The organism is Chryseobacterium sp. HR92, from assembly GCF_045689405.1.
Classification (GTDB): Bacteria; Bacteroidota; Bacteroidia; order Flavobacteriales; family Weeksellaceae; genus Chryseobacterium; species Chryseobacterium viscerum_A.
The window spans coordinates 583,810-604,112 of sequence record NZ_CP139139.1 but is presented as its reverse complement, the minus strand read 5'-3'; the positions used below and the strand labels follow the sequence as shown (position 1 = coordinate 604,112).

The window sequence follows — 20,303 nt, the reverse complement described above, 5'->3', positions numbered from 1 at the left end:
GATTTTTTGAATTCTCAAATTTTTTATAAACTTTTTTTAACTTTTTTTCCTACGCCATTTCTTTTTTCTTGATTAATAGCTTTTTAGCAGTATCAACGCAAAGGTCCAGACTTTCTTCAAAACTTGCAGATGTCTTTTTTACTACAATATCATCTCCCGGAACCGCCAGAATAAGTTCAGCTGTTTTGTTCACTTTATCAGCGTTATTTTCTACTTTCAAAAACACCTTACACTCCTGAATCTTGTCATAGAAGGTATCTAATTTACTTACTTTTTTGTCAATATGTGACTCTAGTGGTTCGTGTGGAGTTAAACCAATTGATTGTACTGAAATCTTCATAATTCTTCTTTTTTTGAAGCTCGAGGGTGAGCCTGATTAAACACTTTTTTCAATTGTTCAATATTAGCATTCGTATAGACCTGAGTACTGGCAAGACTGGAATGCCCTAATATTTTTTTCACTTTGGAGATCTCCGCCCCATTATCCAACACGTGAGTAGCAAAGCTATGACGAAGGATGTGAGGACTTTTTTTTTCTTTCGTTGTTATAAGACTAAGGTACTTATTAACTACCACATAAACAAATTTTTCGTTGAGTTTTTTCCCCTTCTTATTTACAAAAAAATATGATTTAAATTCTGCCTGTGGATTTCTTATTTCCAGGTAACTTTTAAGAAGTTCAGACAGTTCATTGGAAACAGGAATTACCCTTTCTTTATTCCCCTTTCCTATTACTTTTAATTCATTTTCATATAAGTCAACATGCTCAAATATCAGGCCACAAAGTTCCGCTTTACGCATACCTGTCTGATAAAGTACTTCCATGATACACCTTTCAAGAACATCATGCAGCTGATCGAAAATTCTATCGTTAAGATCAGCCATTTCTTCTTTAGACATAGGGATCTGTTTTTCAGCATAAAACTTCAGGGAAGAAATCCCTTCGGTGGGAGAAACTTTAATTTCACCTATTTTTAAAAGGAAAAGATAAAAACTGCGGAGAGAAGATAATTTTCTGTTGATACTTCTTTTGGAAATATTGTTTTCACTCAGTTCAACAATGAAATTTCTGATGATTTTTTTGTCTGCTTTGGCTAGATTATCGGAAGACTCTGTTCGGAGAAAGAAATGGGAGAAGTCTTCAAGGTCTTTTTTGTAGCTTGTAACTGTATGAGGAGAGTACCTTTTTTCGAATTGTAAGTATTCTAAAAACTTTTCCAGCATCATGGGTATAAAAATAAAAATTCACTCCTCAAATATAAGAATTTAAGAAGTGAATTAATATATGGTTAAGAAAAAATCTTAAGCCTGCTCTTCTTTGCTAAGTGCTCTTTGTTTGTAAGCAGCTTTCAACCTTGATTGTCTCAAAGTTACAGAAGGCTTGATAAACGCTTGTCTAGATCTTAATTGACGAACTGTACCTGTTTTATCAAATTTTCTCTTGTATTTTTTTAAAGCTCTGTCGATGGATTCACCATCTTTTACTGGAATTATTAACATATTTTACATCTCATTTTGGATTGCAAAACTAGGGAATTTTTCTTACATCACAAAATATATTATCACAAACAATAAATCCCTTAATCAAAAACTCATAATAAACCCAGCAATAAAGGCAGTTAACGCATTATAATATTTTTATCCACAATAACTGAAAATCCGATTCATAACAGCTTCAATATATTCATTTTACTATCTACTCTCATTAAAAAACACCCATATTAATGAAATGTAAACAAAAAGCATTATCTTTGCATTCACTTTATTCATGGGGTTGACTGGTTTCGACAGCAAGACCAATGGGTAAGTAAGCATGCAGAGAACCGTGGCGCGATCTCTTTAATCCCTTGCTACAAAACTTTAACTGGCAACGAAGAGTTCGCTCTTGCAGCTTAATATCGAAGTATAGTAGATCAAGCGTTTTCCCGAAGATAGTAAGGAAGCAAGATATCTCACAAATGCTCTGTTCTGCAGCGTTTGATCCTGAGATATAGGAATGCAGGAATAAGATTTTAGATGCTTCGACTAAAATTCGAAAACTTTAGAAGATAAGCTGGATGTTGGGTGTCTGCCCTCTGCCTTCAGTCGAAAACCAATGGTAGAATAAGCATGTAGAAATCTTATGTATTGCTTGTTTGGACGAGGGTTCGAATCCCTCCAACTCCACAAAAACCGCTTATTTTATTTAAGCGGTTTTTTTATTTGTTTCTTGCAGATTACAGACTCTCAACATCCAATAACTTGGTAATTAGAATAAATCCATATATTTACATCAATATTCTTTATTCTCTAATAAAAGGAGAATAGTAATTTATTAAATAACTAATAATCCATTTTATGAAAATTACAAAGAACGTTTTGTCAATATTTCTTTTTGCATTATCATTTTTAGTTTTAAGTTGTTCTGGAGATAATGATAATCTGCCTGAAAAAGAAGAACCAACAACACCTGTTCAAACTAAGCACTTCAACCCACCACTCTGGATACAAGGCACTTGGCACACAACAAAGACTCCTACTACACGCTTAAAGTTTACTAAAGATGACATTATTTCATTAAATGACAATTCAAGTCTCAATGATCAAATAAACAAATCAAAAACCACAAATCTGATATGGGCAGTAGAAGATGAAGGGGCATCAAATACACTCTACTATTATACGTTGACTTTCAGACCTGTTGGAGGTGGTCCATATGGTGACAATAAGTTTAGAGTTCAGAAAATTAATGATACACTAATGCTAAGAGCTCCAGATTTTTCTTATTTAATTTATTATGTCAAAGAAAAAGACTAGTAAATTAAATAACATTGATTTCATATTTATAGAAAATCATCTATTTAAATAGGTGATTTTTCTTATTCCTTATTGTTTACGACAAAAAAACGAACTCAATAATACTAAAGAATTTTACAATTACCAATTTGGTTTTATTCATATTAAGGTAAAATTCTACCCGATCTCAAACTTTCTTATTGTAAAATACTTTATTATTACTCAATTTCGGTTTTAGCCTTTCATAATTCACACCGAATATAACCTCCTGAAAACGAAAAGACTAAAGCGGAACAATCTAAAATGAAAGCTTCTGGTCCACAAAAAAGGCTAAAAAAATGTTTTATCGTAAAGAATTTTATATATTTGCACCATCTAACAATTAAAAAAATAATTTACTATGTCAGACATTGCATCAAGAGTAAAAGCTATCATCGCTGATAAGCTTGACGTTGAAGAAACAGAAGTAACTCCTGAAGCTAGCTTCACTAACGATTTAGGAGCTGATTCACTAGATACAGTTGAGTTAATCATGGAATTTGAAAAAGAATTTAATATTCAGATCCCTGATGACCAAGCTGAAAAAATTACTACTGTAGGACACGCTATCGCTTACATCGAAGAAGTAGTAAATAAATAATATTCTTCAACAAAAAAGAAATTAAACAAAGTTTATGGAATTAAAAAGAGTAGTTGTAACAGGATTTGGAGCAATAACACCAATAGGAAATAATGCAAAAGAATACTGGGAAAATCTTGTGAAAGGTGAGAGCGGTGCCGCTCCGATTACTCTTTTTGATGCCACAAACTTTAAAACAAAGTTCGCTTGCGAAGTGAAAAATTTCGATCCGTTACAGCATTTCGATAAGAAAGAAGCTAAAAAAATGGACCGAAACACTCAATTGGGACTTGTTGCTGCAAGAGAGGCAGTAGCACATTCTGGAATTATTGAAGACAATGTAGATAAAAACAGAGTTGGTGTAATCTGGGGTTCCGGAATCGGAGGATTAGAGACTTTTGAAACTGAAGTGTTAGGATGGGCCAATACGGAAATTCCGAGATTCAACCCGTTCTTTATTCCGAAAATGATTGCGGATATCACTCCAGGACATATCTCTATTGAGTATGGTTTCCACGGACCTAATTATACTACCGTATCTGCATGTGCATCTTCAGCAAACGCTATAATTGATTCCAAAATGCTGATCCAATTAGGAAAAGCAGACGTGATTGTGTGCGGAGGCTCTGAAGCAGCCGTTACAGCAAGTGGTGTCGGTGGATTTAATGCAATGATGGCACTTTCTACAAGAAATGATGATCCTAAAACAGCTTCAAGACCTTTTGACAAAGACAGAGATGGATTTGTATTAGGTGAGGGAGCAGGATGTATTATTCTTGAAGAATATGAGCACGCTGTAAAACGTGGTGCTACAATTTATGCAGAATTATTAGGAGGAGGTTTAAGTGCTGATGCACATCACATGACCGCTCCACACCCTGAAGGCCTTGGTGCTTATCTGGTAATGAAGAGCTGCCTGGAAGATGCAGGTTTAACTGCTGATGAAGTAGATCATATCAATATGCATGGTACTTCTACTCCATTAGGAGACATCGCAGAATCCAATGCAATCTCAAGATTATTAGGCGAGCACGCTTATGACATTCAGATTAATTCTACAAAATCAATGACGGGCCACCTTCTTGGTGCTGCAGGTGTTATTGAAGCTATTGCTGCATTGGGAACTATTATTCATGGTACTGTTCCTCCTACCATCAACCATTTTACTGATGATGAAAATATTGATAGCAGACTAAACTTTACGTTTAACACTGCTGTGAAGAAAGATGTAAAAGTAGCCATGAGCAATACTTTTGGATTTGGCGGGCATAACGCTTGCGTTCTATTTAAGAAAATCTAAATTCAATGAATGGAGTTACAGAAATACTTTTCTAAATTCCTTCTCAAAAAAAGAAAAAGACAATTAACGGAGAGAGAATATTTTCTCAGTACCGAGCTTCAAAAAGTTTTAGGTACAGAGGTACAGAATATAGCTCTTTACCGCGAGGCCTTTTCTTTGAAAAATTCTTCTAAAAATCAAGACAGCAATTACGAAAGACTTGAATTTTTGGGAGATTCTGTTTTGGGTACAATTATTTCTTGTCATCTGTTCCAGACCTATCCTCAGGCAAATGAGGGGTATCTGACCCAGATGAAATCTAAGATTGTTAATAGGAAAAACCTCAATAAATTAGGCGAAGACCTCAAGCTTACGAACCTTTTGCAAAAGCAAAACAGTTCTTCCGCTTTGGGTGAGAATATCTCCGGAAATTTATTTGAAGCTCTAATTGGTGCCGTTTATTTAGACTTCCATTATGATACCTGTAAAAGGATTATTTTGGAAAAATTGCTGACCCCTTCTGAAATCAATAAGCTTGAAAACAAAATTGTAAGCTATAAAGGTCTCCTGCTTGAATGGAGCCAAAAGAAGAAAGTCAATATAAAGTACGAAACCTGCGAAGAAATACAAGCTAATAAATCTGTGGTATTCCGATGTCACGTGTGGCTGGGTGAAGGAAAAATTGCTAATGCAACGGAAACTTCCAAGAAAAAAGCAGAGGAAAAGGCAGCACAAAGGGCATTTTATATTTTAAATAAAAAAGAAAATATACTTGGAAATTCAAAAACTTTATGATCTTGATGATATAGAATTTGAAGATATTACCATAGGATTGGTAAGATTAGCAAAAGATGTACCTGCTCATGAGTTTTTTTACAAAATAAATCAAGCTAACAATCTCAGTTTTTCAAGAAAAAAAGATCTTGTCTTTCATGGAGGATATTATGATTATTTTTTTCCAAGATTTGAGGCCTACCACAAGTTTTCCAGGACCTGTTTTACCTTTATTTCAAATAAATCTTCTGAAAGTAAGCAAAAAAAAGTTCAGACAGAACTCTTTACAGAAGAAGAAAACATTAAATTTTTATTAAATAATCAGGTAGATGTGGAATATATTCTGCATAGTTCGGAACAGTTTCCTGATTTTTCCGTAATTTTGCTCCCTGAAAATCTTGTGTTTCCAATTCAAGATTATACACTGAGTTCTGAAGAGGAACTTTATCAAATTATCCAGTATTATGAATAAGTATTTAAAGAAGACAAAAATTATCGCAACACTAGGACCTGCTTCATCATCGAAGGAGGTAATGTTAGATTTAATGAAAGCGGGTGTTGATATTTTCAGAATAAATTTTTCCCATGCAGATTACGACTTAGTTCGAAAAAATATTGAAATAATTAGAGAGCTCAACAGCGAGTATGGTTATTCAGTGGGAATCCTGGGAGATCTTCAGGGCCCTAAGCTGAGAGTAGGAGTTGTAAAAGAGGGATCTTACCTGAACCCAGGTGATATTCTTACCTTCACCAACGAAAAGATGGAGGGAGATTCCACTAAGGTGTACATGACTTATCAACAGTTTCCACAAGACGTAAAAGTAGGAGAAAGAATCCTTATTGATGATGGGAAGCTAATGCTGGAGGTTATCGAAACCAATGAAAAAGATACTGTAAAAGCGAAAACCATTCAAGGAGGTCCGTTAAGTTCTAAAAAAGGAGTTAATCTACCTAATACAAATGTTTCTCTTCCTGCTTTGACAGAAAAGGATATTCAGGATGCTAATTTCATGCTTGACATGGAAGTTGACTGGATTGCCTTATCATTTGTTCGTCATGCACAGGACATCATTGACCTAAAAGAATTAATTGCAAACCATCCAAACGGTAAATTCAAGACTCCGATTATTGCGAAGATTGAAAAGCCTGAAGGCGTTAAAAATATTGAAGAAATCCTTCTTGAATGTGATGGATTAATGGTTGCCCGTGGAGACCTTGGAGTAGAAGTTCCAATGGAAGAAGTTCCTGCCATCCAGAAAAATCTGGTAGAAAAAGCAAGATTCTATTCTAAACCAGTAATCATTGCTACTCAGATGATGGAAACAATGATCAACAGCTTAACACCAACAAGAGCTGAAGTAAATGACGTGGCCAACTCTGTATTGGACGGAGCTGATGCGGTAATGCTTTCCGGAGAAACTTCTGTAGGTAGATATCCGGTACAGGTTGTGGAAAACATGGCTAAAATTGTAAAAAATATCGAAACCACTCATTTTTACCAACACAAAAATGAGCCTATCGAGAAAGATTATAACTGTATTGATGAAAGATTCATTACCAACAGGGTGTGCCTTGCAGCAGTAAGAATTGCTAAAACAACAAACGTTTCTGCTATTGTAACACTTACTCATTCTGGGTATACGGCTTTCCAGCTTGCAGCACACAGACCAAATTCTCATATCATTGTATACAGTGGTAACAAAAGAGTTATCACCATGCTGAACCTTCTTTGGGGTGTTCACGCGTATTATTATGATATGAAGAAGTCTACTGATGAAACAATTATCCAGGTAAATATGTTAACGCATAACTATGGTTATATTGAAACCGGAGATTTCGTGATCAATATCAATGCTACTCCATCATACGAAGGAGGAAAAACAAATACGCTGAGATTGACGACAGTATAAGCAATAAGCAATAAGCAATAAGCAATAAGCAAAATTACTTTTTGTAAAAGCATATAAGAAAATTCCAGGAAATTAATTTCCTGGAATTTTTATTTTTATATGTGGTAATGTTGTCATTCTGAGCGAAACGGAGTGAAGTGAAGAATCTCTGAGATTCCTCGATTCTTTGGAATGACATCAATACATTGTACTTTTTACATTGTACATTATACAAATCTTAATTACCTACAACAGTCTTAGCTGTAACAAATTCTTTTAAAGCTAATAGAGATAGTTCTGTTCCGTAACCTGAAGCCTTTGATCCTCCAAATGGAAAACGTGGATCAGAACTTGTCATTCTGTTGATATTAACGGTTCCGGATTCAAGGTTCTCAATGAAGAATAACTGACGGTCTTTATTTTTAGTCCATACAGAATTGGAAAGTCCAAAAGGTATATCATTAGCCATTTGCAGGGCTTCTTCATCATTTTTTGCAATCATAATCATACCAAGAGGACCGAAAAGTTCTTCTTTTAAAATTGGGTTTCCTTCCTGAACTCTGATTAAGCCTGGCTTAAATTCATTATCCGAAACTCTTTCCAGAGGAATAATGATTTCTGCTCCGTTTTCCAATGCTCTGTTGAATTGGGCTTCCAGCTCATCAGCCAGGTCAGGTCTTGCCATTCCCGCTAATTTGGTTTCTTTATCTAAGGGATCTCCAATTTCATATTTTTTATATTCTTCAATGAATATAGGAAGAAATTCATTTTCGATCTTCTCGTCAATAATAAATCTTTTTGCGGCTGTACAAGTTTGCCCACAGTTTTGAAGTCTGGATTTTACTCCAGCTTTTGCAGCTTCCTCCAGATTGGCATCATCAAAAATGATAAATGCATCACTTCCGCCTAATTCAAGCAAAGATTTTTTGATATTTAAACCTGCAATTGAAGCTACTTCACCTCCGGCTTTTCCACTGCCTGTAAGGCTTACTCCTTTTACAGCGTCATGTTCAAGAATTTCCTTTACCGCTTTATGCCCTACTTCAAGATTCTGGAAAACACCTTCAGGGAAACCTGCTTCAAGAAGAACATCTACGATAGCATTTCCACTTCCGAAACAAATTGAAGCATGCTTCAAAACAACTGTATTTCCAGCTAAAATTGCAGGAGTAGCAAATCGCAATACCTGCCAAAAAGGAAAATTCCATGGCATTACTCCTAAAATCACTCCTTTTGGAGCATAATGAACTTCGGAATAAGCAAATTCAGATTCTACTTTTTCAGGTTTTAAAATATTATCTGCAGCGGCATAATAATTCATCATTAAAGCACACTTTTCCACTTCAGCTATTGATTCTGAAATGGGTTTATTCATTTCTGTTGTAATTATTCTACCAAATTTCTCCGAATTATTCTTTAAAATTTCTGCTGCTTTTGCAATTAACTTCTGCCTTTCCTCAAACGGCACTTTTCTCCACACTGAAAACGCTTTATCTGCTTTAATAAGCTTGCTTTCAATTAATTGTTCCATAATATAAATTCTGTTTTAAATTCAGCTAATGAATTTATGAGCGCTCTTATTTTAAAAGCACGGTGAAATTAGCAAATTCCATTCCTTAAAGGTTAATAAAATAATGATTTTCTCTATCGGAAGAATATAACTTTATCTTAAATCATTAGCCATTCATTCACAAGACATGCTGCCAGTCTTGCTGTTCGGTCCTGGATATCAAAAGAAGGATTAACTTCCGCCACATCCATTGCAACCAGTTTTTTATTTTTTAAGATATGTCTGTAAAAATGCATAAAGGCAGGATCTGCGAAGATTCCGTTGTACGCTGCAGCGGAAACTCCGGGAGCAACTGATGCATTAAAGACGTCCATACAAATCGTAAGATAGGCATAATCTACAGTATCCAAGAGTTCATCAATGCGCTGATAAATGGATGGAAGATTTTCAAAAAATAATTCATCTGCCAGAATATATTTCATTCCGTAATGATGAGCAGTATCAAAAAGCTTCAGTGTATTGGAGTTTCTCTGAATTCCGATATGCAGAGAATTGATAGGTCCTTCCTGGGCAATCTGCCAGAACCCGGTACCTGAACTCGCTCCTACTCCTTTTTCAGGCTGTCTGTTATCAAAATGGGCATCAAGATTAATAATTCCTATTTTTTGCTCCGGAAAAGCTGTTTTAACTCCTAAATAATGGGCATAAGTAACTTCATGGCCACCGCCTAAGACAAGGGATTTCCCGCCTTTTAGAAGTACTTTTGAAACATTTTTGGCAAGATTGTTCTGGGTATTTTCCAGATTACCATCGTCACAGGTAATATTCCCAAAGTCAAGCATTGAAAAATCAGGAAGAATCACCGGGAAATTAGACATATTTTTTCTGATCACGTCAGGAGCATCCTTAGCTCCCTGGCGGCCTTTGTTTCGCCTTACTCCTTCATCTACAGCAAAACCATGCAGTACAAAGTCATCTGTTGCGATATTATCATAATTGCGCTCTTCTCTTATCCTTTGAAATATTCTGTGATGGAGAAGTTCTTCTCCGTCCAATCTGCCTTGCCAAATATTACTCATTATTCAGTCATTTGCCTATTGCATGTATTCAATGAGCTGACATAGAAGACCACTCATTGAATAACAAAGTATGGTTAATTTATAATTTTATTTTTTATTCCCATCAATATAAACAAGTTCAGCTTTTAAACTTCCCTGATTATAAAGTACATTCTGGAAATTATTGGTTTTGAAGGTCACAAAATCTGCTTTTTTCCCTGCTTCCAATTGCCCTCTATCCTCTAGATTAAGAGCATAAGCTGCACGGAAAGTCATTCCAGCCAACACTTCAGCAGTGGTTAATTTCTGGAAAGCAGCTAAGATAGAAGCCTGGGTGATTAAATTTCCCATTGGGGCTGATCCCGGATTCCAATCACTTGCAATGGCTACAATAGCTCCTGCATCTAATAATTTTCTTGCCGGAGTAAATGTCTCACCCAGCCCTAAACTTGCTCCAGGAAGAGCTGTTGCTACAGTATCTGATTTAGCCAAAAACTCGATATCCTCATCAATTGTTGCTTCTAAGTGGTCTGCAGATTTAGCACCCACCTCTACCGCAATTCTTGAGCTTCCTGGCGTAAATTGATCTGCATGAACCGTAATTTCAAAACCTAATGCTTTTGCTTTAAGTAAGAATTCTTTACTCTCTTCAGGTTGGAAGGCAGACTTTTCAATAAAAATATCTACTCTATTTGCCAGTCCTTCCTCTTTTACTTTGGGTAAAATTTCAGTAATGATATAATTAAGATATTCAGGATTGCTTCCTTCAAAGTCTCTGGGTTTTAAATGTGCCGACAAACAGGTAGGAACCAAAGCAGCCTTAGTTAAGTCTTGTGCTTTTTTAATAATTCTAAGCATTTTCAGCTCATTTTCCACATCCAGACCGTAGCCACTCTTCACTTCAATGGTTGTAATTCCTAAATCAATCAAAAAATTGATTCTTTCTTCTAAAGTTTTCAATAATTCTTCTTCAGAAGCATTTCGTGTATGTTGTACTGAGCTCCAGATACCCCCACCACTTTCAGCGATTTCCAGATAAGTTTTCCCTGCATTACGCATGGCAAAATCATTGGCGCGGTTTCCTCCGAAACAAATATGGGTATGTGAATCTACAAAGGCAGGAAGAACAATCTGCTCTCCTTCGATAGATTCAATTTCTATAGTAGGATTTTCTGCTTTTAATGTTTCAAAATTTCCAACTTTCTGAATGGTATTCTGATCTACTACAATTCCTCCGTCCACAATAATTTCCAGCTGTTCATCGGAAAGTTTTCCTCTTAATGGTAGGTTAGCAAGCGTTACCACCTGCTTAAATGGTCCTATTAATTTCATTAGTTTAAAGTTAATGCTAATGTTCAGATTGAGGCTGATTTATTTATCATCAACACCTACCTTCTAAACAATCAAAATTTTAATAATTTTTATCAATAATTTCTCCTCTCAAAAATACTTAAAATATCCCAATTATTTAAATCTTAGCTGTTCTCATTTTTAACCTTAGCATAAACTCTGCGTCAATCTTAACCTTTTCTCAATCTGCCCTTCAACCTTAGTCTAAATTTGCTATCTTTGAGGTAAATGAAATGAATTAATGCCAGATTTTTTACATCCAGATAAGGAAAACTACTCACGCGAGGAGCTGATGCAGGAAGAACAGATCCGTCCCCAGAGCTTTAAAGATTTTGCGGGGCAGAGAAAAACGCTGGAGAACCTTGAAGTTTTTGTTACCGCTGCGAAAAGACGTGGCGGAGCATTAGATCATGTTTTATTGCATGGTCCGCCAGGGCTTGGAAAAACTACTTTAGCCAATATTATTGCCAATGAACTAGGTGTCAACTGTAAGATTACTTCCGGTCCTGTATTGGACAAACCCGGAAGTTTAGCCGGTTTGTTGACCAATCTGGAAGAAAATGATGTTCTTTTCATTGATGAAATCCACCGTCTTTCTCCTGTTGTAGAAGAATATTTGTATTCCGCAATGGAAGATTATAAGATTGACATCATGCTGGAGACTGGTCCTAATGCCAGAAGTGTACAGATCGGACTGAATCCTTTTACCTTAGTAGGAGCAACTACCAGAAGCGGAATGCTTACTAAACCCATGCTTGCCCGATTCGGGATTCAAAGCAGACTGGAATATTATTCTATTGAACTGTTGTCAATGATTATCCAGCGGAGTGCAAGAGTTCTGGGAGTTATCATTTACGAAGATGCAGCGATAGAAATTGCAAGAAGAAGCCGTGGAACCCCAAGGATTGCCAATGCATTATTGAGAAGGGTGCGTGATTTCGCGGAGATCAAAGGAAATGGTGAAATTGAAATCAATATTACAAAATATGCACTGAACTCTCTTAATGTGGATGAATTTGGATTGGATGAAATGGATAATAAGATCATGCGGGTTATGATTGAAAACTTCAAAGGGAAACCGGTTGGTATTTCAGCTTTGGCCACATCTATTGCTGAAAATCCTGAAACGCTGGAAGAAGTTTATGAGCCATTTTTGATCCAGGAAGGATTTATTATCCGAACTCCGAGAGGAAGAGAAGTTACTGACAAAGCTTACAAACATTTAAATATTACAAGACCTAAAAATCCGGGAGAGCTGTTCTAAGTTCAAAGTTTTGAGTTTAAGGTTAATGAGAGTTTATTAGTTTATGTTTATACCAAAATTATACAGAAGCGAAGATTACAATTTGATGAGAGAGATCATTAAAGAAAACTCATTTGCTTTACTGATTTCTTCCGTTGACAAAATCCGGGCGACTCATGCCATGATGATGTTGAATGAAGATGATCCGGAAAATGCTTATATTGAAACTCATATTTCGAGAGCTAATCCACAGGCGAAAACCTTAAAAAACGGAGATGAAGTTCTTTGTGATTTTTTAGGGGCCCACACTTATATATCCAGCAGCTGGTACGATCATATCAATGTCTCCACCTGGAATTATGAAGCAGTGCAGATCTACGGAAAGATTGAATTGATGAATCATGACGAGCTTTATGCTCATCTGGACAAATTGACATCCAAATATGAAAAATTTCAGCAATGTCCGATGATGGTGAAGGACATGGGAAAAGAATTTGTGGAAAAGGAAATGAAGGGGGCTTTTGGCATTAAAATAATTCCTAACGAAATATTTATCAAGCAAAAACTTTCTCAGAACAGAAAAGAGGCTGATTATGATAGCATTATCAACCATCTTGAGCGTTCTGATGATAACGCAAGAAAGATTGCGAAAAAAATGAATACAATAAAAAAATAATCAAAATATACATATGAAGTTATATCCAATACAATGTGGAAAATTTAAACTGGACGGCGGTGCTATGTTCGGAGTCGTCCCGAAGAGTCTGTGGGAAAAAACAAACCCGGCAGACGAAAAAAACCTAATCGAACTGGGAACACGTTCCCTGCTTATTGAAGACGGAAAAAAACTAATTCTGGTAGACTGCGGTCTTGGTAACAAACAGGATGATAAATTTTTCGGACACTATTCTCTTTGGGGAGATGATACTCTTGATAAAAATCTAAAGAAATACGGTTTTATAAAGGAAGATATTACGGATGTATTCCTTACCCACCTTCACTTCGACCACTGTGGTGGTGCTATTGAATGGAATGATGACAAAACCGGATACAGACCTGCTTTCAAAAATGCCAACTTCTGGACTAATGAAAATCACTGGCAATGGGCAACAGAACCAAATGCAAGAGAAAAAGCAAGTTTCCTGAAAGAAAACATTATGCCGATGCAGGAAAGTGGTCAGCTTAATTTTTTACCGCTCCCTACTACCGGCAACTATGGTTTTGCTCCGGATCTGAAGATGGATGTCATCTTTGTAGACGGTCATACAGAAAAACAGATGCTTCCGGTGATCCAATATCAGGAAAAAACAGTTGTTTTTGCTGCAGATCTTATTCCTACAGCAGGACATATCAACCCTGTGTATGTGATGGGATATGATACCAGACCTCTTTTAACAATGGAAGAAAAAGGAAAATTCCTTAAGCAGTGTGTAGATAACGAATATTTATTGTTCTTTGAACATGATGCCCATAACGAGCTTGCAAGTCTTAAAATGACCGACAAAGGGGTAAGACTTGATGAAACGTTTAGCTTTAATGATGTTTTTGGATATTAATTTTAAATCATGGAAGAATTACATTCAGAAACACAGCAGGCTGAACCGGAACCAGCACCCAAAATCATAGGTTTAACAGGCGGAATCGGCTCTGGAAAAACTACAGTAGCTCGCTTTATAGAAGAACTCGGCTTTCCGGTTTATTATTCCGATGACAGAGCCAAGGCAATCGTCAATGAGAGCGAAGATCTGAAAATAAAGATCAAGGAGCTTCTTGGTGAAGAATCTTATGATGAAAATGGATTGTATGACAGAAAATTTGTTGCCAGTAAAGTTTTCAACAATAGTGATCTGCTCCAGCAATTAAATGAAATCATACACCCGGCTGTACGAATTGATTTTGAGGATTGGGTTAAGAAACAAAGCAAATATCTGGTTTTCAAAGAAACCGCATTATTGTTTGAACTCAAACTTAACAGACAATGTTATAAATCTCTTTTGGTAACGGCTGAGGATAATATCAGGGCTAAAAGAGTAATGGATAGAGATAACAAAACCTACCGTGAGGTAGAGGCTGTCATGGAAAAGCAGATGCCTGAAAGGGATAAAATTAAAATGGCAGATTGTATCATCTACAACAATACCAATCTGGAAGAATTAAAAGAACAGACCGAAAAAGTGATCTTTGCTATTGAGTAGAAATATTCTTAAAGATTATTTTCTCGATTAAAAAATAAAAAAGCCCTCATTTTTTCTGAGGGCTTTTTGTATTTGAAATTTAGTTAATCTATTCTTTAATAAATTTCTTCTGAACAGTTTTACCGTTATCATCGATATCGATTACATAAACACCGTTAATCAATCTGCTTACGTTGATTTGGTTGTTGAGTAAGATACCATCTCCAATTACCTGTCCGGCAGCATTGTAGATCTTATATTTAGCTCTCTTGCTAATATTTTTCACAAACAATATTGAGCTTACCGGGTTAGGATAAATCATAATACCCGTCTGATCAATTGGATTAGCAACTATCGGTTTAGAGATTCTCACGGTGTAATCCTCTACTTCTCCGTTTTTGAAGCTTGTACAGTTGACAGGGATACCGTCTCTTTCCATGGCTACTCTCATCACTACATATTTGTAATCCGTCATGCTTACAAACGCATCTGCCGGTACATTGAATTTACCTGAGATAGGACTGTCTGTATTCGGTGGAGAGCTTAATACTCTTTCGTTGATATCAAATTCACCATTTCTGTTGAAGTCGATCCATACTGCGATTCCTTCGTTATAAGTATTTCCTGTCCATTTCTTCTCAATAATGATCTCGTTGTCTGTTGATCCCTGAATCATTTCGATGAAGGTTTTAGGAACTCCTGTATAATCTGTATATGTAGATGCTCCTGATTCATTCTCCATTGTTTTCTTACCAGTAGGCTTCACGGTAACTTTAGAAATATGCTCACCTGTAGAACTTCCTGAATGCATCTGGCAGTAAATTACTGTTGGAGTGGTGAAGTAATACGGAGGAGTATAATTTCCTGGGGTACCATTACAGATATTGACTACCTGCATTTCATATTTCGTTAATTCTGTAAGACCTGTTAATACAAGGTTGTTAACTAATGATGGTACTTCTGTCCAGCTTGGAATACCCACTTTTCTGTATCTAAGAACATACGTTGCTCCCGGGAAAGGATCCCATTGGATCGATGCAGAGGTAGGAAGCAATTGAGTAATGGTCAATCCCGGAGGAGGAATTTCACAGATTCTTTCTGTTGTAAATACTTTAGGGTTTGAATATGGATTCAGAGTTGTTTCTCCGTTACACATATTAGCAATCTGAACTTCATAAGTAGTGAAAGGCTCTAATGGAGTTACACTTCCTAATACATATGTATTGGCAGGAGCTGCCGGTAAGCTAATAGTATTCCATGGACCAGTACCTACTTTTCTCCATCTCATTGTATAGGTAGAGCTTGCTGCAAGCGGAGCCCATGTAATCAATGCTGTTGTTGGAGTAATGTTACCTACGGTCACATTCGGAGGAGTAGGATCACATCTTGTAGTAAATGTCTTAATTGGTGTTGCTGTTCCTATAACATCTCCACAAATTGCGGCTACTTCTACTTCATAAGTGGTAGCTGGTGTCAATCCGGTGATTACTAATGGAAGGTTACCCAATTGTGTTGAAGCATATACCTGTGTCCATGCTGTTGTTCCCTGAACTCTGTATCTTACTACATAGCTTACTCCTGCTCCTGTAATGGTAACGGTAGCTGTTGTATGAGTAGTAGTAAATGTAGGTGCATTAGGAGTTGCATTACTACAAGGTCTGATTCTTACTCTGTAGTCTTCCACTTCTCCATCTACGGCATTCTGACACATTACAGGAGCACTTGTACGTTTTAGCACAACTCTCATGGTAGTTGTCAATGGACCAGTATAAGATGTAGAAGGAACTGCAAATGTAGCAGTAACAGGAGTTGTGGTGTTAGCCGGAGAAATTAAAATTCTCTCAGCGTCTGTAAACTGTCCGTTTCTGTCAAAGTCGATCCATGCTGTTACAGCATCATTTCCAGTAGCACCAGTCCAACCTTTAGCTACAGAGATTTTATTATTTTGAGAATCAACATCTAAAGTAATAAGAGTCTCAGGTGTTGTATAGCTGGTATAATTAGTCTGTACTGAAGTATTGTTCATTGGAGGAACTCCTAGGTTCGAAGAGGTAACTGTTACATTCGAAATATGATCATTCGTTCCGGTACCTGTCATCGGGCAGTAAGACAACGGTGGTGTTGTAAACGTTACTGATGATGAGTAAGATCCTGTAGAACCTCCACATGTGGTAGAAACCTGAACTTCATAATTCGTCTGCTCAGTAAGACCAGTGATTCCATAGAAGTTTTGACCTGCCGGCACAGTAGCCGTCTGCCAAACACCTCCGGGAGTAGTTCTCCATCTGATGTTATAAGTAGCTCCTACAGTGGCAACCCATGATACTGTTGCAGTCGTTGCACCAATATTATTTACTGTAATATTCGTTGGAGGAGCTGTTGAACATGGTTGAGAATCTACAAATTTCACTGCATAATCCTCTACTTCTCCCTGACTAAATGTTCCGCAAGGGGTAGCGTTATCAAAATATCTCATTACGACACGCATACGGGTAGGAAGGTTTCCTGTATATACATTTCCACTCGCTACTGTAGGGACAGCGAAAGTTGCCGTTACCGGAGTAGTTGTATTATAAGTAGTATTCAGAATTCTCTCACTCGTTTCAAATGTTCCGTTTCTGTTAAAGTCTACCCAAGCTGAAACTCCATAAGATGTAGGAGAACCTGGCCAGTATTTGTTTACAGAAATTTTATTATTTGCAGAACCTCTTTCGAATATAACTACTCTTGTAGGGTCTGGAGTGTAATCTTTATAGTTATCCGATCCTGAATTACTCAACATGATAGGAGTATTCGTAGGAGTAACGGTTACATTATTAATATATCCACTAGTAGCACTATTACCTGTAGGACCTGCCGTACAATAAGTAAGAGCAGGAGTTGTAAAGTTTACACTCGGAGAGAATGCTCCTGTAGTTCCTCCACAAATAGTAGCTACCTGAACTTCATATGCTGTCTGCTCTAATAATCCTGTAAGTATTTGGTTACTTACCAAAGGTGTATTTACAGCAATCTGCTGCCATGCACCAGAAGGAGAAACTCTATATCTTACAATATAAGTAGCTCCTGTAGTTGATGTCCAAGTAACGTTAGCTGAAGAAGGAGTTACATTGTTTACCTGAATGTCAGAAGGTGGAGCTGTAGTACACGCTGATAAATCTATTAGTTTAACAGCATAATCCTCAGTTTCACCATAAGAATACGTTCCACAAGCATTAATAGGACTGTATTCATTCATTACAACACGCATTCTGGTTGTTAAGTTCCCAGTATACGCACCACCTGCGGCAGTTGGTATATTGAATGTGGCAGTAACCGGCGTTGTTGTATTACTTGGTGAAGTCAATACTCTTTCAGTAGCTTCAAAAATACCATTACGGTTAAAGTCAATCCAAACTCCTGTTAAGAAGCTATACTGAGAACCTGGCCATGTTTTTACTACAGAAACAGAAGCAGTACCACCTCTTACCAAAGTAACTAATCTTGTAGGATCTGTACTATAATCTGTATAACCACTTTGATTAGAGTTACTGTTCATTGAAGGAGCTCCTTGCGCATTGACTGCAACCTGGCTTATGTACCCATTAAAAAAAGTACTTGTAGCCGCTGAATTACAATAGCTGAGCGCCGGAGTTGTAAAGTTTACACTGGAAGAAAATGCCCCCTGAGTGCCTCCACAGACCGTAGCTACCTGAACTTCGTATTGAGTCTGATCTACTAAGTTACTTAATAACTGGCTGCTTGTAAGTGGAGTTGTAATGTTGATTGTTGTCCAAGTTACATCTGTAACCTTTTTGTATCTCAATGTATAAGTTGTTCCTGTTGTAGGAATCCAACTTACAACAGCTGAATTTGCAATAAGGTTTGAAACGGTAATATTGGTAGGCGGAGCCGCTGAACATGGTTGTAAAGCAATAACACTTAATGTAAAGTCCACATAGTTACCGGCAGACACAGTTCCGCAAGCAGTAATAGTCTCTGATTCTGATGTTGCCATTCTGACTCTATAATTTCCAGGGACTTGTCCCGCTGCAATTGGAATAGTACCAGTTGCAGTTGTAGAATAGTTGGTAGTAGCTAGAATAGTTTCTCCAGCACCGTTAAAATTCATGTCATTATTCCAGTCAACCCAGATATAATAGTGATATGTGTTATTTCCTGCAGCTGCAAGATTCACATTTACAGATGTACTAGCAATTGCAGAAACTACGGTCGCAGAATTATTTACATATGCCGTATAGTTGTTTGCGGTATAATTCAAGTTTGCAACACCTCCTGTTGTTGTAATATTATTTAGATAATATGACGTACTTGAAGTACCTCCTGTAGGTACACAATATCCTGTATAGAAAGAAATAGGTCCTTTCCATGCACTTTGGTCTGTTGTACTACATCTTGCTCTTACCCATGCATAATACGCTGTGTTAGGAGTAAGTGGAGAAAGGGTTGCAGTAGTTCCTGAAGGAACGTTTTGTGATGGAGGTGTCGCTGCTGTTGGAGCTGTGTTACCCGTACCGTAATAAATATCATACCCGCCAGCTGGGACATATCCAAAAGCAGTCCAGTTTAGTACTGCACTCGTAGCTGTTATTGTTCCTGTAGATAATGATCCAGTTGCAGGCATAGGTGGGCATGTAGGAGGTATAGTGATCGTTATGGGGCCTGACCATGCACTTTGATCTGTAGCACTACATTTTGCTCTTACCCATGCATAATACATTGTGTTAGGAGTAAGTGGAGAAAGGGTTGCAGTAGTTCCTGAAGGAACGTTTTGTGATGGAGGTGTCGCTGCTGTTGGAGCAGTGTTCATAGTACTATAATAAATATCATATCCTCCTGCAGGCACAGATGAATAAGCAGTCCAGTTCAATACTGCACTCGTAGCTGTTATTGTTCCTGTAGATAATGTTCCACCCGGAGGCATAGGTAAACATGTAGGCGGCGTACCAAAAGTGAATCGAACATTTGGCCTTTTTGCACTTAATGTACCATTGCCTGTAGGTGCTGTAGTATTAATTTCGAAATACATATGCCCTGCTGTCGCAGTACTATATTTAAAGCCTGCTCCGGAATTTCCAGAAGAACCTACTCCAAATCCTCCGTAATTCGTTTCAACTAAAACCATAAGATTATCCGTTCCATTATAATTATAAGGAAGCTGTAATTGAAGTGTATTCCAACCAACTGCGAGGCTGGTTACGTTTGCACTATACACTAAAGTAGCTCCAGTAGTTAGCGTATTCCAGTTTTGAGCTGTGATAGCTGTTGTAGTAGTTGGTATGGATTTCAAATAAACCTTAACCGGAAAAGCAATATTCATGGTTGCGGTAGCCTCCCATCCTACGGACAAGATATTTCCTCCACCCGGAGTGTTTATTTCTGCAGCCGTATATAGTGATGCGGATCTTTGATAGCCATAGTAGGGTGTCAAAGGATATCGCTGCGTACTGGTCCCCGTTCCAATGGTTACGACTTGGCCATGTAATGATAGTCCAAAGATCAAACCGAGAAACAGAATTAAAGAGGTAAAGAGTTTCTTCATCGTTTTTTTGTTTTTTATATTAATGCCACAAATTTAATAAATTTATTATCAATAAAAACACAAAATAACCATTTCAATAAAAATATCGCA

Annotated in this window: 17 protein-coding genes and 1 other RNA gene; 11 read left to right on the top strand and 7 right to left on the bottom strand. The window is 37.1% G+C overall.

Annotated elements, in window-relative coordinates; genetic code table 11:
* Nucleotides 1-49: 49 nt before the first annotated feature.
* The 3 genes from SFA27_RS02690 to rpsU all read right to left on the bottom strand — a co-directional run bounded on the left by SFA27_RS02690 (nucleotide 50) and on the right by rpsU (nucleotide 1,500).
* A complete protein-coding gene (locus SFA27_RS02690) occupies nucleotides 50-340 on the bottom strand; it encodes an HPF/RaiA family ribosome-associated protein (protein WP_047379265.1) in 291 nt (96 codons plus the stop codon).
* Nucleotides 337-1,224, bottom strand: a complete 888-nt coding sequence (locus tag SFA27_RS02685) for a tyrosine-type recombinase/integrase (RefSeq protein WP_407298156.1) — start codon at nucleotides 1,222-1,224, stop codon at nucleotides 337-339. Before SFA27_RS02685 ends, SFA27_RS02690 begins: the two co-directional genes overlap by 4 nt.
* A 78-nt stretch (nucleotides 1,225-1,302) precedes the next feature.
* Nucleotides 1,303-1,500: a 30S ribosomal protein S21 gene (gene rpsU / locus SFA27_RS02680; protein WP_047379266.1), complete on the bottom strand. Its 198-nt coding sequence runs from the start codon at nucleotides 1,498-1,500 to the stop codon at nucleotides 1,303-1,305.
* A gap of 270 nt (nucleotides 1,501-1,770) precedes the next feature.
* Between rpsU and ssrA the strand changes: the two genes are divergently transcribed.
* The 7 genes from ssrA to pyk all read left to right on the top strand — a co-directional run bounded on the left by ssrA (nucleotide 1,771) and on the right by pyk (nucleotide 7,357).
* Nucleotides 1,771-2,169: a transfer-messenger RNA gene (ssrA, locus tag SFA27_RS02675) on the top strand.
* 168 nt (nucleotides 2,170-2,337) lie between these two features.
* A complete protein-coding gene (locus tag SFA27_RS02670; RefSeq protein ID WP_309435653.1) occupies nucleotides 2,338-2,796 on the top strand; it encodes a hypothetical protein in 459 nt (152 codons plus the stop codon).
* 379 nt (nucleotides 2,797-3,175) lie between these two features.
* Nucleotides 3,176-3,415 carry an acyl carrier protein gene (locus SFA27_RS02665; protein WP_002976354.1) on the top strand — a complete coding sequence of 80 codons (240 nt, stop codon included), beginning with the start codon at nucleotides 3,176-3,178 and terminating at the stop codon, nucleotides 3,413-3,415.
* A 34-nt stretch (nucleotides 3,416-3,449) separates the two neighbouring features.
* Complete coding sequence (gene fabF, locus SFA27_RS02660; protein WP_047379275.1) at nucleotides 3,450-4,694, top strand: beta-ketoacyl-ACP synthase II; 1,245 nt, start codon at nucleotides 3,450-3,452, stop codon at nucleotides 4,692-4,694.
* Between the two features lie 9 nt (nucleotides 4,695-4,703).
* The gene (rnc, locus tag SFA27_RS02655; protein ID WP_047379280.1) at nucleotides 4,704-5,468 is read left to right on the top strand and encodes a ribonuclease III; all 765 of its coding nucleotides are present in this window, start codon (nucleotides 4,704-4,706) and stop codon (nucleotides 5,466-5,468) included.
* The gene (locus SFA27_RS02650; RefSeq protein WP_047379287.1) at nucleotides 5,446-5,919 is read left to right on the top strand and encodes an IPExxxVDY family protein; all 474 of its coding nucleotides are present in this window, start codon (nucleotides 5,446-5,448) and stop codon (nucleotides 5,917-5,919) included. The genes rnc and SFA27_RS02650 overlap by 23 nt, the downstream gene beginning before the upstream one ends.
* Nucleotides 5,912-7,357 (top strand): pyruvate kinase, encoded by a 1,446-nt coding sequence (pyk, locus tag SFA27_RS02645; protein ID WP_047379289.1) that lies wholly within the window; start codon nucleotides 5,912-5,914, stop codon nucleotides 7,355-7,357. The genes SFA27_RS02650 and pyk overlap by 8 nt, the downstream gene beginning before the upstream one ends.
* Nucleotides 7,358-7,574: 217 nt before the next feature.
* Here the strand turns inward: pyk and SFA27_RS02640 are convergent, their stop codons facing one another.
* The 3 genes from SFA27_RS02640 to hutI form a co-directional block, all read right to left on the bottom strand.
* The gene (locus SFA27_RS02640; RefSeq protein ID WP_264516878.1) at nucleotides 7,575-8,867 is read right to left on the bottom strand and encodes an aldehyde dehydrogenase family protein; all 1,293 of its coding nucleotides are present in this window, start codon (nucleotides 8,865-8,867) and stop codon (nucleotides 7,575-7,577) included.
* Nucleotides 8,868-9,004: 137 nt separating this feature from the next.
* Nucleotides 9,005-9,925: a formimidoylglutamase gene (hutG, locus tag SFA27_RS02635; RefSeq protein WP_407296125.1), complete on the bottom strand. Its 921-nt coding sequence runs from the start codon at nucleotides 9,923-9,925 to the stop codon at nucleotides 9,005-9,007.
* Between the two features lie 87 nt (nucleotides 9,926-10,012).
* The gene (hutI, locus tag SFA27_RS02630; RefSeq protein WP_407296122.1) at nucleotides 10,013-11,236 is read right to left on the bottom strand and encodes an imidazolonepropionase; all 1,224 of its coding nucleotides are present in this window, start codon (nucleotides 11,234-11,236) and stop codon (nucleotides 10,013-10,015) included.
* Between the two features lie 259 nt (nucleotides 11,237-11,495).
* Between hutI and ruvB the strand changes: the two genes are divergently transcribed.
* From ruvB to coaE, 4 genes are read left to right on the top strand one after another with little or no spacing between them, the layout of a single operon-like run.
* The gene (ruvB, locus tag SFA27_RS02625) at nucleotides 11,496-12,518 is read left to right on the top strand and encodes a Holliday junction branch migration DNA helicase RuvB (protein ID WP_047379298.1); all 1,023 of its coding nucleotides are present in this window, start codon (nucleotides 11,496-11,498) and stop codon (nucleotides 12,516-12,518) included.
* 43 nt (nucleotides 12,519-12,561) lie between these two features.
* Complete coding sequence (locus SFA27_RS02620) at nucleotides 12,562-13,173, top strand: FMN-binding negative transcriptional regulator (RefSeq protein ID WP_264516875.1); 612 nt, start codon at nucleotides 12,562-12,564, stop codon at nucleotides 13,171-13,173.
* Between the two features lie 13 nt (nucleotides 13,174-13,186).
* Nucleotides 13,187-14,053 (top strand): MBL fold metallo-hydrolase, encoded by an 867-nt coding sequence (locus SFA27_RS02615; protein WP_264516874.1) that lies wholly within the window; start codon nucleotides 13,187-13,189, stop codon nucleotides 14,051-14,053.
* Nucleotides 14,054-14,062: 9 nt separating this feature from the next.
* Complete coding sequence (gene coaE / locus SFA27_RS02610) at nucleotides 14,063-14,692, top strand: dephospho-CoA kinase (protein ID WP_407296118.1); 630 nt, start codon at nucleotides 14,063-14,065, stop codon at nucleotides 14,690-14,692.
* Nucleotides 14,693-14,780: 88 nt separating this feature from the next.
* Here coaE and SFA27_RS02605 read toward each other — a convergent pair whose 3' ends face one another.
* Nucleotides 14,781-20,213, bottom strand: coding sequence for a GEVED domain-containing protein (locus tag SFA27_RS02605; protein ID WP_407296115.1), 5,433 nt, complete (start codon nucleotides 20,211-20,213; stop codon nucleotides 14,781-14,783).
* Nucleotides 20,214-20,303 lie beyond the last annotated feature (90 nt).

What these genes read in the sequence shown, in the direction of transcription:
- SFA27_RS02685 (WP_407298156.1), bottom strand. Translation starts at nt 1,224, where the DNA reads ATGCTGGAAAAGTTTTTAGAATACTTACAATTCGAAAAAAGGTACTCT.
- hutI (WP_407296122.1), bottom strand. Translation starts at nt 11,236, where the DNA reads ATGAAATTAATAGGACCATTTAAGCAGGTGGTAACGCTTGCTAACCTA.
- coaE (WP_407296118.1), top strand. Translation starts at nt 14,063, where the DNA reads ATGGAAGAATTACATTCAGAAACACAGCAGGCTGAACCGGAACCAGCA.
- ruvB (WP_047379298.1), top strand. Translation starts at nt 11,496, where the DNA reads ATGCCAGATTTTTTACATCCAGATAAGGAAAACTACTCACGCGAGGAG.
- pyk (WP_047379289.1), top strand. Translation starts at nt 5,912, where the DNA reads ATGAATAAGTATTTAAAGAAGACAAAAATTATCGCAACACTAGGACCT.
- SFA27_RS02615 (WP_264516874.1), top strand. Translation starts at nt 13,187, where the DNA reads ATGAAGTTATATCCAATACAATGTGGAAAATTTAAACTGGACGGCGGT.
- rpsU (WP_047379266.1), bottom strand. Translation starts at nt 1,500, where the DNA reads ATGTTAATAATTCCAGTAAAAGATGGTGAATCCATCGACAGAGCTTTA.
- SFA27_RS02665 (WP_002976354.1), top strand. Translation starts at nt 3,176, where the DNA reads ATGTCAGACATTGCATCAAGAGTAAAAGCTATCATCGCTGATAAGCTT.
- fabF (WP_047379275.1), top strand. Translation starts at nt 3,450, where the DNA reads ATGGAATTAAAAAGAGTAGTTGTAACAGGATTTGGAGCAATAACACCA.
- SFA27_RS02620 (WP_264516875.1), top strand. Translation starts at nt 12,562, where the DNA reads ATGTTTATACCAAAATTATACAGAAGCGAAGATTACAATTTGATGAGA.
- SFA27_RS02670 (WP_309435653.1), top strand. Translation starts at nt 2,338, where the DNA reads ATGAAAATTACAAAGAACGTTTTGTCAATATTTCTTTTTGCATTATCA.
- SFA27_RS02605 (WP_407296115.1), bottom strand. Translation starts at nt 20,213, where the DNA reads ATGAAGAAACTCTTTACCTCTTTAATTCTGTTTCTCGGTTTGATCTTT.
- SFA27_RS02690 (WP_047379265.1), bottom strand. Translation starts at nt 340, where the DNA reads ATGAAGATTTCAGTACAATCAATTGGTTTAACTCCACACGAACCACTA.
- hutG (WP_407296125.1), bottom strand. Translation starts at nt 9,925, where the DNA reads ATGAGTAATATTTGGCAAGGCAGATTGGACGGAGAAGAACTTCTCCAT.
- rnc (WP_047379280.1), top strand. Translation starts at nt 4,704, where the DNA reads ATGGAGTTACAGAAATACTTTTCTAAATTCCTTCTCAAAAAAAGAAAA.
- SFA27_RS02640 (WP_264516878.1), bottom strand. Translation starts at nt 8,867, where the DNA reads ATGGAACAATTAATTGAAAGCAAGCTTATTAAAGCAGATAAAGCGTTT.